Source organism: Rhodococcus sp. EPR-157 (assembly GCF_001647195.1).
In the GTDB taxonomy this organism is placed as follows: Bacteria; Actinomycetota; Actinomycetes; order Mycobacteriales; family Mycobacteriaceae; genus Rhodococcoides.
Genome location: NZ_LVCV01000349.1, coordinates 1 through 13,012, shown reverse-complemented (window position 1 = coordinate 13,012; position 13,012 = coordinate 1). Strand labels below are relative to the sequence as shown.

General features: G+C 64.7%; 11 protein-coding genes and 1 pseudogene. 7 read left to right on the top strand and 5 right to left on the bottom strand.

Translation table 11 applies throughout. The features are described 5' to 3' along the window. The 4 genes from A2J03_RS16295 to A2J03_RS16280 all read left to right on the top strand — a co-directional run. On the top strand, positions 1 to 1,466 hold a 1,466-nt coding region (locus A2J03_RS16295; protein WP_068375874.1), incomplete at its 5' end, for a DUF7782 domain-containing protein. Between the two features lie 105 nt (positions 1,467 to 1,571). Continuing rightward, positions 1,572 to 2,543, top strand: coding sequence for a sigma-70 family RNA polymerase sigma factor (locus A2J03_RS16290; RefSeq protein WP_068375872.1), 972 nt, complete (start codon positions 1,572 to 1,574; stop codon positions 2,541 to 2,543). Positions 2,544 to 2,782: 239 nt separating this feature from the next. Further along, entirely contained in the window at positions 2,783 to 3,244 is a 462-nt protein-coding gene (locus tag A2J03_RS16285) for a hypothetical protein (RefSeq protein WP_068375870.1), read from the top strand. Between the two features lie 180 nt (positions 3,245 to 3,424). Then, positions 3,425 to 3,895: a hypothetical protein gene (locus A2J03_RS16280; RefSeq protein WP_082897875.1), complete on the top strand. Its 471-nt coding sequence runs from the start codon at positions 3,425 to 3,427 to the stop codon at positions 3,893 to 3,895. Between the two features lie 70 nt (positions 3,896 to 3,965). Here A2J03_RS16280 and A2J03_RS16275 read toward each other — a convergent pair whose 3' ends face one another. Further along, a complete protein-coding gene (locus tag A2J03_RS16275) occupies positions 3,966 to 4,532 on the bottom strand; it encodes a TetR/AcrR family transcriptional regulator (RefSeq protein WP_068375868.1) in 567 nt (188 codons plus the stop codon). Between the two features lie 80 nt (positions 4,533 to 4,612). On the opposite strand from A2J03_RS16275, the gene A2J03_RS16270 reads away from it, so the two are divergent. Then, positions 4,613 to 5,560 carry an esterase/lipase family protein gene (locus A2J03_RS16270; protein WP_197480819.1) on the top strand — a complete coding sequence of 316 codons (948 nt, stop codon included), beginning with the start codon at positions 4,613 to 4,615 and terminating at the stop codon, positions 5,558 to 5,560. A 67-nt stretch (positions 5,561 to 5,627) separates the two neighbouring features. On the opposite strand, the gene A2J03_RS16265 is transcribed toward A2J03_RS16270, so the two are convergent. Further along, a complete protein-coding gene (locus A2J03_RS16265) occupies positions 5,628 to 8,306 on the bottom strand; it encodes a bifunctional acetate--CoA ligase family protein/GNAT family N-acetyltransferase (RefSeq protein ID WP_068375866.1) in 2,679 nt (892 codons plus the stop codon). Continuing rightward, a complete protein-coding gene (locus A2J03_RS16260) occupies positions 8,299 to 9,570 on the bottom strand; it encodes an acetoin utilization protein AcuC (protein WP_068375864.1) in 1,272 nt (423 codons plus the stop codon). Before A2J03_RS16260 ends, A2J03_RS16265 begins: the two co-directional genes overlap by 8 nt. Positions 9,571 to 9,729: 159 nt before the next feature. On the opposite strand from A2J03_RS16260, the gene A2J03_RS16255 reads away from it, so the two are divergent. Then, complete coding sequence (locus A2J03_RS16255) at positions 9,730 to 10,416, top strand: metal-dependent transcriptional regulator (protein ID WP_068375876.1); 687 nt, start codon at positions 9,730 to 9,732, stop codon at positions 10,414 to 10,416. Between the two features lie 106 nt (positions 10,417 to 10,522). Then, positions 10,523 to 11,512, top strand: coding sequence for a UDP-glucose 4-epimerase GalE (galE, locus tag A2J03_RS16250; RefSeq protein WP_068375862.1), 990 nt, complete (start codon positions 10,523 to 10,525; stop codon positions 11,510 to 11,512). On the opposite strand, the gene A2J03_RS16245 is transcribed toward galE, so the two are convergent. Both A2J03_RS16245 and A2J03_RS16240 read right to left on the bottom strand, forming a co-directional pair. After that, the gene (locus tag A2J03_RS16245) at positions 11,513 to 12,637 is read right to left on the bottom strand and encodes a DUF4192 domain-containing protein (RefSeq protein WP_068375860.1); all 1,125 of its coding nucleotides are present in this window, start codon (positions 12,635 to 12,637) and stop codon (positions 11,513 to 11,515) included. It abuts the gene before it with no gap. 139 nt (positions 12,638 to 12,776) lie between these two features. Continuing rightward, positions 12,777 to 13,012 (bottom strand): annotated as a pseudogene (locus A2J03_RS16240) (sensor domain-containing protein); the annotation flags it as partial.

Genomic DNA, 13,012 nt, shown 5'->3' with positions numbered 1-13,012 from the left:
ACGCTCTTCTCGACGCCCTCGGCGACGATGCGCACGCCGCGCTCGGTCGCAGTGAACCCGTTCCAGTGCGGATCGCGTCCCGATCCCACGGTGATCTCGGCGTTCTCATCCGAATGTTCCTGCTGGTGGACGACATCGCCGACGCCGATGCTGCATCGGCGCTCGCGCCACTCTCTCTCGACGACGCGATCGCCGCCTCGGTTCTCGTGCGCAGTGGTCCCGGGCTCGTTCGAGCCGCGATCGACATCAGACCGTTGGACACCGGCACCGGCACACGATGGGTCGTGTCGGATCTGGACGGCAGCATGCGCCCCGCCCCGACTGCTGCCGATCATGTCCTCGGAGTCGGCCAGGCGTCGTTGTCCCTGCTGCGAGGTACACCGACGACGCCGGTCGGTTCCGTACTGGACGTCGGTACAGGCTGCGGGGTCCAAGCCGTGCATGCTGCCGGGTACGCCAGTTCGGTGACGTGCACCGACATCAGTGAACGCGCGATGCTCCTTGCCGCCGCAACCATGGCGCTCAACCAGCTCGATGCCGAGTTGATCCGTGGGTCGTGGTTCGAACCGGTGGCAGGTCGGACATTCGATCGCATCGTGGCGAACCCTCCGTTCGTCGTCGGCCTCGGCACGGTCGACCACAGCTATCGCGATTCGGGACTCGACCTGGACGGTGCGAGCAAGCTGATGATCGAGAATGCGCCCGCGCACCTGAATCCGGGCGGTACCGCTGCCATCCTCGCGTCGTGGGTGCACGTCGACGGCGAAGACTGGCGCGCTCGTGTGGCGTCCTGGCTGCCCGATCACGGGGTCGATGCGTGGATACTGCAGCGCGATGTCGCCGACCCCGCACTGTATGTCGGCACCTGGATGCGTGACGGCGGAGTCGACCCGCGTGATGATGCCGGGGCCGCCCAGGCAACCGCGTGGCTCGAGCATTTCGCCGCTGCCGACGTCACCGGCATCGGGTTCGGCTTCGTTTATCTCCGTCGGACGGATCTGCCGACGGATGTGCTGGCCGAGGACCTTCGGCACGCGTTCGACGACCCGCTCGGCAACGAGGCCGTCGACTATTTCGCGCGCCTGGAGTGGCTACGAGAGAACGATCCCGTGGATTCGATCTTCGAGCTGGACTTCTCGACCGCGCTCGAACGGGTCTATCTGCCCGGCGCCGAGGGCTGGGCACGCGAGGTGACGCGTGTGCACCGTGGAAACGGGCCGAATTGGCAGCACGAGATCGACGAACTCGGCGCCACCCTGCTGTCCGGACTGTCCCCGGGGGGACTTCGACTGAACGAACTAATCGAGTTGCTCGCGGCGGCGAACGATCTTGATGTCGACGAGTTGACGAGCTCCGCGACCGAGCTGGTGGTGGGTCTTCTTCGGCACGGCTTGGTCCGACCGGCGGGTATGTGCACCCGCGTTCCCAGCCCTGACACCTTCTCAGCAACTTCTCAGGACAAGTAAGGGATAGAGCCTGGTCAGACGGGTATCACGGGGTGCAGCGCGGGAACTTTTCAAAGTCTTCCGGACGTTGAGCCCTATGAGACACCACCGATCAGGAGGCAAGTCATGACCAGCCCCAGCACCACGACCCGCCCGCGCCCCACCGATGCCGATCTCGACGCTCAGAGCCCGGCAGCGGACCTCGTTCGCGTCTACCTCAACGGAATCGGCCGCACAGCGCTGCTGACGGCCGACGAGGAAGTGGACCTCGCCAAGCGCATCGAGGCGGGGCTCTACGCGAAGAACGTGCTGGAAAACACCAAGCGCCTGACAGCAGCGAAGAAGCGGAATCTGGCCATCATCGTGCGCGACGGAAGTGCAGCCCGTAGCCACTTGTTGGAAGCCAACCTTCGCCTCGTCGTGTCGCTGGCCAAGAGATACACCGGTCGTGGAATGCCTCTGCTCGATCTCATCCAAGAAGGCAACCTGGGGCTGATCCGCGCGATGGAGAAGTTCGATTACGCCAAGGGCTTCAAATTCTCCACATACGCCACGTGGTGGATTCGTCAGGCCATCACGCGTGGCATGGCCGATCAGAGTCGCACGATTCGGCTTCCAGTGCACCTGGTCGAGCAGGTGAACAAGCTGGCTCGTATCAAGCGGGAACTCCACCAGCAGCTCGGACGGGAAGCGACCGACGAGGAACTGTCGAACGAGTCGGGGATTCCAGCGGAGAAGATCGCCGACCTCCTCGATCACAGCCGCGATCCGGTGAGCCTGGACATGCCGGTGGGAAGCGACGAAGAAGCGCCACTGGGCGACTTCATCGAGGATTCCGAGGCGACGTCCGCCGAGAACGCGGTGATCGCAGGGCTCCTGCACAGCGATGTCCGGACCGTCCTCGGGACACTCGACGAGCGCGAGCAGCAGGTGATTCGTCTGCGTTACGGTCTCGACGACGGCCAGCCACGAACGCTGGATCAGATCGGCAAGCTTTTCGGACTTTCCCGTGAGCGTGTGCGTCAGATCGAACGCGAAGTCATGGTGAAGCTACGCCAGGGCGATCGCGCCGAGAAGCTCCGCTCGTACGCCAGCTGATCGAGAACCGACAAGCCCCCTGAAGCTGGTGGAACGGTAGTGAATGCTCCTACTGTCTCACCTCATGCGGTGGCCGAACCGAGGTCTCTCCCCCCTCTGGGATCTCGGTTCGACCGCTGCGTGAAACTCGCTCACGTGAGCAGAGTCGGTCACTGGACTTACCCGTCCCAGCCGCGTTCGGCTTCTACCGAAAACCAGCGCACCTAGCGTCCGCAGCGGCACCTGCCATACTCGCAGCAGTGCATCCCTTCCGAGAGCAAGTGTTGACCGCGATCTGGACACCACTCGGAGTCGAGGTGACGCAGTGCGATCTTCCCGACCCATGGTTGCGTGGGCTCGACCAGCTGAGCCATGACCTCCGTGCGCGTCGGTACGGCGACGATATCGAGCACATCGACTGGGTGGCCGAATACGACCCCGACGGGGGCGCAGTGTGGCTGACGAGCTCGATCACCATCGCAGGCGAGAAGCCGGGCGGGTTTCGCGGCAACGGAATGGGAGCGACCGTCGATGCCGACGAAGAGACAGCGCTGGTGTCGATGGCCGATCTGGTCCAAACCGAAATCGCCGAAGTCGGCACAGCCTGGCCATGGGGTGACACCGGTGGCTTCATGCACCCTACGCTCGCCGACAACGTGGCCGTATGGACAGACAGGACCGGCAACACCACACGCATCGGTGATCTCGTCGCAAGCGACTGACACTCCGCAACGTAACGACATCGAACCGTGATTCCGGTTTGGTAATGCGGCCGCGGTGCACGTCGATAAACCCGAAACAGAGCTCAACAGTCGACGACCGTGCAGGCCGCACCAACCCGGGCGATGACCCGAAAGAGCCCACCGTCCCGACTTCGACTCACGACGAGAAGGGAAAAGGCGGTGCGCAACCTCGGACTTCGATGTGCAACCATCGCGGCAGTTTTCGCAGCTGTGTTCGTGGGAGGTGGAGTCGCACAGGCCGCCCCCGTCGCCGTGCCTGTGTATCAGATCCCCGCGACAGCCTTCGCGGTCAGCGGACTCATCGTTCCGGGGCCTGTCTTCGCGACAGTGACAGCACGGTCACTTGCTCCGACGACGACAGAATTCGCCGCTCCCGCCAGCCCCTCGGCGTGTGCGACGACGGCCGGACGTGCTCTCGTCAAGATTTCCTACCTCAACATCACTACCGGGGCCAGTGGGTCGGTCACTGTCAAGCCCTGTGAGTTCTTCATCGACCCGACGCCGACCAGCGTTGTTGCGCACACCGGATCGGGCCGAATCTTGTTGACAACACAGGTAGTCGGATCACCATTCGTGCCGACAGCCGGCCAGCCGTCGATCCCAGGTATCGGAACGTTCCACGCGCCGTAGCGATCTGATGGCTCCTTTACTCGTATCAAGAAGAACGGGCCCGGCAAGCCCACGGCGATACGCGCCGTCGTCATGACTGCGGCACCGCGATGTCTACCGGATGTGCCACGATCGCCAGAACCGCGGCCCGCAGGTCGTCACGGGGCCCCCGCGCACCGAGCTCCTGAAGGCTCACGTCGGCAGCCATCGCGACTGCGAGTACCGCGACCGGTGCAGCCGGCGACCATCCGATCGCCTCGAGATCAGCGCGTACGAGAGCGGCGAACATCGCATTGCGCTCGGCAACCTGCTCGCCCAAGTCGGTTTCCGATCGTGCCTGTGCAAGAAACGCTTTCGTTCCCGGCGTAGCCAGGCAGGCGTCGAGGAAGGCGACGAACCCGGTGCGTAGCCGTTCGATCCCAGGGGGCTGCCCCTCGATCGCCGACGTCATCAGGGATTCCAGCTGGTCGTGGTATCTGCGATGAAGCTCGACGATGTAGCTATGCCGATCCGGAAAATGCTGGTAAAAGCTACCTTTGGCCATCCCGGCGGTGGTGGTCACGGCGCTGATCGACAGCGCGCCGACGCCCTTCTCTTCCGCAAGCGACAATCCCGCATCGAGCAGCGCTCGACGTCCAGGTCCAGCGGGACGTGCCACAGAGACCACCTTCCCTCGTCCGGGTCGTGAGTGTACCGTTCCCGTTAATGACCGACCGGTCAGTCAACCGAGGAGGAGTCATGAGTATCCGATTCGTGCACGCACTCGCCACCGCCATCTCGGCTGCTACCGTCGTAGCCGTCATGGCAGCGACGGCCGCGCCGGCCATCGCACAGCAGGCACCGGAACCGGCGGACTACCCGTTCAGCTACGTGGCCGGGATCCGGGCACAGGTCGCTGACCCGGGCAGCGATCCGCCGGGCACCAACGAACCCACCTGCCGGTCGGAGCGAAACCCTGTCGTCCTTCTGCACGGGTTCGTCTCGAACTCCACACTGACGTGGCAGGCTCTGGCTCCGCTGCTCCGCGATCACGGCTTCTGCGTGTTCACCTTCGACTACGGCAGGGCGGATTTCTCCGGCACACTCGGCGGCATCACGCCCGTCGAGCCGAGCGCCGCCGAGTTCGCCCGGTTCGTCGACGAGGTCCTCGTCGGCACCGGCGCCGACGAGATCGACCTGATCGGGCACTCCGAGGGAGGGACGATACCGTTCCACTTCCTGACCCGGCTCGGGGGTGCCGACAAGGTCGGCCGGTACATCGGCATCGCGCCCCTGTATCGGGGCACCTCCCAGTGGGGGCTCGCCGGTCTGATCGGCGAGCTGTATTCCTCACCTGCCGGGCAGGTGCTGACGGACGTGTGCGGGGCGTGCCGCGACATGGTGTCCGGCTCGGCATTCCTCGCCGAACTCGACCCGCACGGCGATGCGGCACCCGCCGTGCAGTTCACCAACATCATGACGCGCTACGACCAGAACGCCACCCCGTACACGACCGGCGTGCTCGAAGGACGGAACGTGAGCAACGTCGTCGTCCAGGACCTATGCAGCCAGGACTACTCGGACCACTATCAGCTCACTTACTCGCCTACGACGGCACATATCGTGCTCGGCGCTCTCGACGCGAAGTACACGGCGACGCCGATATGTTCGCCGTCGCTGCCCCTGCTGGGGGTTCCCGGGTCGTGACGACGCGCGGCTGCCGACCAGGCGCATAGGGGTCGAAACCGAGGCAAGGTTGTGGGTGCGTGCTTGCTCAGCGCAGGCGCCGCGGACCGAGATCGTTCCGGCTCGGCTGCGGCCCGATGCGTAGTCGGGCGTCGGTTATCTGTGCCCCGTTTGCCGACGCCAGTACCGGCTCGCACGCGAGTTCTCGAATCTCCGGTATGTCGTCGGCCATCGCCGACACGCGCTGTACGAGATCGACGAGCGCACTCTTGTTGACGGGCACCGCATTTCGATAGCCGGACAGCAGCGGCGCCGCCTTCGGCGCATCGATCAGCTGGACGGCCTCATCCTCGGTCAACGGTAGAACTCGAAATGCCCGGTCGCCGAGAAGATCGGATATGACTCCCGCCAGCCCGAACGAGATGAGCGAACCGAAACTCGGATCGTCCTGAACTCGGACGACACAGCCGATACCCTTGATCGCCATTTTCTGCACATGTAGCAGCGGTTCGCCGGAATCTGCCGCGAGCGTGCGATAGGCGAATCGCACTGCGTCGGCACCCACCAGATCGAGTCGCACTCCGCCGAGATCCGGCCGATGCCTCCACTGCTCACCCGTGGCCTTCAATGCGACGGGGTACCCCAGTTCGTCTGCGGCGGCCACTGCCTCGTCTTCGTCGGTGACGGATCTGAACTCGACAACCTCGATCCCGTAGCAGGACAACAACTCTGCCGTCTCGAAATCCGACAACCACCGATCGGTCTCGCCCGCCGACCACCCTCGGACGAGTGCGGCGGCTCGTTCGGAGTCCGTACCGTTCGGCCGAATCGGTTGCGATGCCGGCCGACTACGCCACGCGCTGTATCGCCACGCTTTCGCGAGTGCCGTAACGGCTCGTTCCGGACTCGAGTACGAAGGAACCGAACCTCGGATGGGCTGTCCCTGCTCGCCCCGCACAGCCAGTACGTCGGGAATCCCCTCGGTCGCGAGGAACGTGGTCAGAACGGGTTTGTCGGCACCGAGCACCGCATTGCCGAGAGCTTCGGCAAACGGCTCGACCGTGACGGCGACGGGCGGTACGAACACGACGATCACCGAGTCCACGTCGCCGGCTGCCATCGCCCCGGACACGGCCGCCGCGAACTCCTGCGGTCCTGCCTGCGGACCGACGTCGATCGGAGCTCCCGCATGCAAACCTTCGGCGCGCGCGGCGTCGACGGCAAGGACCCCCAGCGCAGTCGAGTTCCCGACGACGGCAACGCAAGGCCCGGTCGGCAACGGCTGATAGCCGAGGAGAATCGCACAGTCGAAGAGCTGTGCGATGGTGTCTACCTGAATGACGCCGGCCTGCTCGAACAGCGCCTTGACGATCGAATCGTCGATGTCGGGCCCGGTGGCGAGCGCGGGTGGAACTGCCCCACGTCCGCTCTTGACTGCCACGATGGGCTTGGATCGCGCAACCCGCCGCGCGATGCGCGTGAATTTCCGCGGGTTACCGAAGCTTTCGAGATACAGCAGCACTACCTCGGTCGCGGGATCGGAATCCCAGTACTGCAGCAGGTCGTTTCCGGATACGTCCGCTCGGTTTCCGGCCGAGACGAACGTCGAGAACCCGAGACTACGTTTGGACGCCTGATCGAGAATGGCAATGCCCAATGCCCCGGACTGACAGAAGAATCCGACACGACCCGGCATCGGCAGGTGCGGAGCCAGAGTGGCGTTCAACGCGAACTCCGGGTCGGTATTGGCTACTCCGAGCGCGTTGGGTCCGACCAACCTCATACCGTGAGCGCGCGCGGCGAGCGCGAGTCTGCGCTCGTTCTCCTGGCCTTCGGGACCGGACTCACCGAACCCTCCCGACACCACGACGAGAGCTTTGACGCCCTTGTCGAGACAATCGTCGAGCACATCGTCGATCGCATCCGCCGGTACTGCAGCGATTGCCAAGTCGACTGGGTCGGGAATCTCCCGCACGGTGCGGTACGCGCGCACCCCCCTGACCGATCGATGATCGGCATTGACCGGATACACCGGACCGGTGAACCCGCCCGCAAGGAGATTCGCGAGCACCGCGTTGCCGACCTTCGAACTGTCTGTCGACGCACCGATGACCGCCACCGAGGTTGGGCTGAGCACATTGCGCACGCTGCGGGCCTCAGCGGCACGCTCACGCGAGTTACGAACCGACAGGAGAGCTTCGCTGGGGTCGATCGCGAATTCGAGTCGCAGGACGCCCCCTTCGAAGCTTCTCGACACTTGATATCCGGCTTCACGGAAGACAGTGACCATGTTGCGGTTCTCGGCGAGCACCTCGGCGACGAACATCGACACGCCGTTCTCGGCGGCGGCGCCGGCGAGATGCTCCAACAGGATCGGCCCGAGGCCGCGCCCCTGATGTGAGTCGGCGACGACGAACGCGACTTCCGCGGAGTTGCCGTCGCCCTCGGGAAGCCGTTCGTATCGCCCGACCGCGATGATGTCGTCGCCGAGAACGGCTACGAATGCCACTCGTGCGTGGTGGTCGACCGTCGTGAAGTTCAATACGTCGCGCTGCGGCATGGTCGGATACGGTCCGAAATACCGTAAGTACCGTGTCCGTTCGGACAACCGGCTGTGAAACGCGATGAGCGCATCGGCATCCGAAGGCACGATCGCCCGAAGATGGACCACTCCCCCGTCGGACGCGAGCACGTCGGCGACCCAGTGCTTGGGGAAGGACGTCTCAGCCGTCAACCGTTCTCTTTCCTTGGCAGTGGGTTCAGTCACGAGGATCCTCCGGATCGAGTCCGAGTAGTGGGAAGCTGGCCCGCCTGGTTGCGATGATCGCCGAATCCACTCGCTCGAGCGCCCGATCTGCCGCCTCGGTCGAACCCTCGACGGCTCCTCCCGGTCCATCCCAGGCGGGATAGTCGATGTCGCCGCCATCCCCCATGACCTGGGGCAGGTCGACGCTGGGAGCCATGGCTCGCACGCGATCCCGCCACATCTCGGGGACCGGCGTCTGCGGATCGATGTGACGACCGAGTGCGGCGGCGATCAGATGCGCCCACGCGCGGGGGACGACGCGAACAAGTCCGTAACCGCCACCTCCGACTGCGAGCCAGCGTCCCTCGGCGTGATCGTCCGCCAGTTTCCGCATAGCCAGGAACGCAGCATTCTGACCGTCGACCGTCAGCGCGAGATCGGCAAGCGGATCTTCGCGGTGACTGTCCACGCCGCATTGACTGACTATGATCTGCGGCCGAAACGCAGCGATCGCGCCCGGGACAATCGCATGAAACGCCCTGAGCCACAGACGATCACCCGTGCCTGGAAGCAGCGGAATGTTGAGCGACGTTCCTTCGGCTGCACCCGATCCCACTTCGCTCGACCATCCGGTATTCGGCCACAACGTTGCCGGATGCTGGTGCAGCGACACCGTCAACACTCTCGGGTCGTGCAGGAAGGCGTGCTGGACGCCGTCGCCGTGATGGGCGTCGACGTCGATGTACGCGATCCGGTCGAAGCCGTTGTCCAGCAACCACGATATGGCCACTGCCGCGTCGTTGTACACGCAGAACCCCGATGCCCAGTCCGGCATGGCGTGGTGCATTCCGCCGCCGATGCTGACCGCGCGACGGGCACGCCCCGAGGCGATCTCGCGAGCGGCGGTCAACGATCCACCGGTCAGCATCGCCGACGCTTCGTGCATTTTCTCGAACACTGGATTGTCATCGGAGCCGAGCCCGTGCTCCACCTGGTCCGGATTCAGTATGGACATGCCCTTGCCGGGCGCGCGTTTGACGGCCTCGATGTAGGCGGGAGTGTGGATTCTGAGCAATTCCTGGTCGGAAGCCGCCATCGGCTCGACGAGCTCGATGCCGTCGAGTACGCCGATCTGGCGGGCGAGCGACATCGTCAGGTCGAGACGGGTGGGGTTCATCGGATGGTCGTCACTCCACCGGTACGACAGGTAATCGGCGCTCCAGACGACGATGTCCTGCGCTGTTCCCGGTATTCCCGGCGGCGGCTGCATTGCCTGGTCTGCCATGGAACGCAACGCTACTTGTCGTACCGGGACTGTGCGAGCATCCCGCAGTGTTGCACTCGGTTACCGGCGAGTACGGACGGGCGGCACGCCACCGGACCGACCTGCGGCGCCAATATGCGCCGATCAACGGTAGAATCGGACGCGACGAAGGGGTTGAGTGTGAAGGATCTGGTCGACACCACGGAGATGTACCTCCGGACGATCTACGATTTGGAAGAAGAGGGCGTGGTGCCCCTGCGGGCACGTATCGCAGAACGCCTCGAGCAGAGCGGTCCCACCGTCAGTCAAACTGTCGCACGGATGGAACGTGACGGCTTGTTGTCGGTCGCAGGTGACCGCCATCTGGAGTTGACGGAGAAGGGGCGCAGCCTCGCCGTGTCGGTGATGCGCAAGCACCGTCTCGCCGAGCGCCTGCTCGTCGATGTCATCGGTCTCCGCTGGGAAGACGTACACGCCGAAGCGTGCCGGTGGGAGCACGTCATGAGCGAAGAGGTGGAGCGTCGCCTGTTCGCCGTGTTGAACAATCCGACCACGTCGCCGTACGGCAATCCCATTCCGGGATTGGAAGAGCTCGGGCTCGGACAGCCGGCCGCGGCACCGGAGGATCTCGTACGGCTGACCGACCTTCCGCACGGTGCTGCCACCGCAGTCGTCGTGCGTCGGTTGGCCGAACATGTGCAATCCGACCCTGAGGTCATCTCGCAGCTCCGTGACGCCGGCGTCGTCCCCGATGCCCGGGTCACGGTCGAAGCGAAGCCCGGCACGGTCACCATCACAGTGCCAGGTCATGGCGGAATCGACATCTCGGAAGAGATGGCCCACGCCGTTCAGGTGAAGAGGGTCTGAGAACGCTTCACGTCGCGGCGCGGGGGCCTGACCGAACGTCATGGCTCCCGGCCCGACTGGGGCGCTGCCATGCACAGACCCGCCGATGTCTATCAGGAGTTCACGAGTGAAGTTGTTGGTAACCGGCGGCGCCGGGTACGTGGGAAGCGTCTGCGCTGCAGTTCTGCTCGATCGCGGCCATGAAGTGGTCGTGGTGGACAACCTGTCGACCGGCAACCGCGATGCGGTGCCCGCGCAGGCCACCTTCATCGAAGCCGACATCAAGGACGTCGCGGCGTCAGTGCTCGATGGCGGCGAGTTCGACGGAGTCCTTCACTTCGCCGCCCAGTCACTCGTCGGTGAGTCGGTGATCGCGCCGGCGCAGTATTGGTCCGGCAACGTGGTCACCACAATTGCGTTGCTCGACGCTATCCGCGCGTCGAACACACCACGCCTGGTGTTCTCCTCCACCGCGGCGACCTACGGCGAGCCCGACCGCACGCCTATTACCGAGTCCATGCCCACGGCGCCCACGAATCCGTACGGTGCAACGAAGTTGGCGATCGACCATGCGATCACCTCGTACGCCGACGCCTACGGTCTCGCGGCCACCAGCCTTCGTTATTTCAACGTCGCCGGTGCCTACCGTGGTTTCGGTGAAAACCGGGTCGTCGAAACACATTTGATTCCGCTGGTGCTACAGACCGCACTGGGCCAGCGCGAGAAGATTTCGGTCTTCGGCACCGACTGGCCGACCCCGGACGGCACCGCAGTTCGCGACTACATCCATGTCTTGGACCTCGCGGAAGCTCACATTCTTGCCCTCGAGTCTGCACAGCCCAGCACGCATCGCATCCTCAATCTCGGTAGCGGAACCGGCTTTTCGGTACGCGAAGTCATCGACGCCTGCGCGCGAGTGACCGGGTTGCCGATCGCAGTCGAGGACGCGCCGCGCCGCGCCGGTGATCCAGCTGTTCTCATCGCGTCGAGCGAACGTGCGATGGCCGAGCTCGGTTGGTCCCCCGTCAACACGGATCTGGACGTCATCGTCCGTGACGCATGGACGTATCTGCAGAATCTCGGCGACCGATCGCACGCGGCGAAGTCGACTGTCTAGTCATTCGAGTGGGGGCGGTAGCCGAACTCCGCACAGCTCGGCCACCGCGTAGCCACTGAGCGCAACTTCCCGGATCATCGCCGGCCGCGCACCAGCCAACAACGACCGATCCAGCAATTGCGCGAGCGAATAGTCGGGGTCGGCATCCAGCGCGATGTCGAGCGCCAACGTCGCCAGGGCACCTTCGCCGCGAGCATAGGCACTGAACCCCAACAGCGTCGCTGGACATGCGCGTTCGGGCGCAGGCAGAATCCGCATCAGATAGCTCCACAGCTGTTCGGCGAGCTCGGCGAAACCGGTCAGTGTGATCGCGAGCAAGCTGTCTCGCACCATGACATTCCGCAGCGCGAGACCGAACTCGGCGATCGTCTCGGCGGGTAGTGCAACCACGGCGGGGTGGTCCGGTGACGAAGCCGCCCACATCGCAAGTCGAGACAGGATTGCGTCGAGTCGCATTCGATCCGAACCACGATCGCGCGAGCGTCCCGAGCGGAGGAGTTCCTCGACGGTACGGCTGACTGCGGTGTCGACGGGCTCGATCGCTTCTGCGAGCTTGTCCCGCGACTCGTGGACACCCCTGCCCTCGAGCAGGTATGCAAGGGTGACCGGCGAGGTAGTCGGATCCGGGATCGTGCCACTCTCCGCCGGTCCGAACGCAGTCCACCATCGGCCGCCAAGGACGAGCTCGGCTGTCAGGTAGACCTGAGCCAGCTCCGTCCCTCGGTCGCGAAGGTCTCGTGCAAGTCGCCGAGCGACGGCTCGACAGTGCCGATCGGCTCTCGTACCTCTCTCGCTCGGCCGGGCGCGGTCGTCCACGATCAGAGCCAATGCTCCCCGTACGTCGTCACGTGCGCAGATTTCGGCGAAATGGGCCGTGACCTCCGCCATCTCGGCGCTCACTCGGCCCCAGAGCTGATGCTCGTCTTCCACCGGCTCCGGCAGCTTCAGATCGTGGCGCATGACCATGCCGATCGTGGGTCCGCCGCCCGCGGTGTCGTCCAGACAGATGACGACGAGCGATCGGTGCGGCGTGAAGCCCAGGAAGGCCGGGATTGCGGCGAGGAGGTCCCCCGGTCCCGAAACACCTTCGGGCATCGGGGACTGAGTGTCGGAATATGTCGTCATGACGCACAGAGTGCACCGCGTCGTGCCCGCCGCGAGACGATCGACCTGGGGCGGAAGAAAGGCATGTGGACAACGCCCTACCCTGTGGAGAACTGCCGTCGGCAGCGTCCTCGACCGCAAGGCCGGTCGGAGGTCTGTGCTAACCCGCTTTGACCTTCTGCACCGCGGCGGTGAAGACCTCGTCCAAGGTAGCGGCATCGGTGGATCCGCTGTCGAAGGACATGTAGGTGGCGGCGATCCGCACATCTCCGACCTGCGCCATCAGCGTCAGCATCGACTGAGTGACCGAATCCGTTCCGGTTCCCGAGGACACGGTCTGACGAACCGCGAGCGTCTCGTCGGCATCGATCGGCGGGGCGGGGGTGACGGTGGATC

Excerpts from the sequence above, each read along its gene's own strand:
- A2J03_RS16290 (WP_068375872.1), top strand. The coding sequence starts at position 1,572 with ATGACCAGCCCCAGCACCACGACCCGCCCGCGCCCCACCGATGCCGAT.
- A2J03_RS16270 (WP_197480819.1), top strand. The coding sequence starts at position 4,613 with ATGAGTATCCGATTCGTGCACGCACTCGCCACCGCCATCTCGGCTGCT.
- A2J03_RS16260 (WP_068375864.1), bottom strand. The coding sequence starts at position 9,570 with ATGGCAGACCAGGCAATGCAGCCGCCGCCGGGAATACCGGGAACAGCG.
- A2J03_RS16245 (WP_068375860.1), bottom strand. The coding sequence starts at position 12,637 with ATGACGACATATTCCGACACTCAGTCCCCGATGCCCGAAGGTGTTTCG.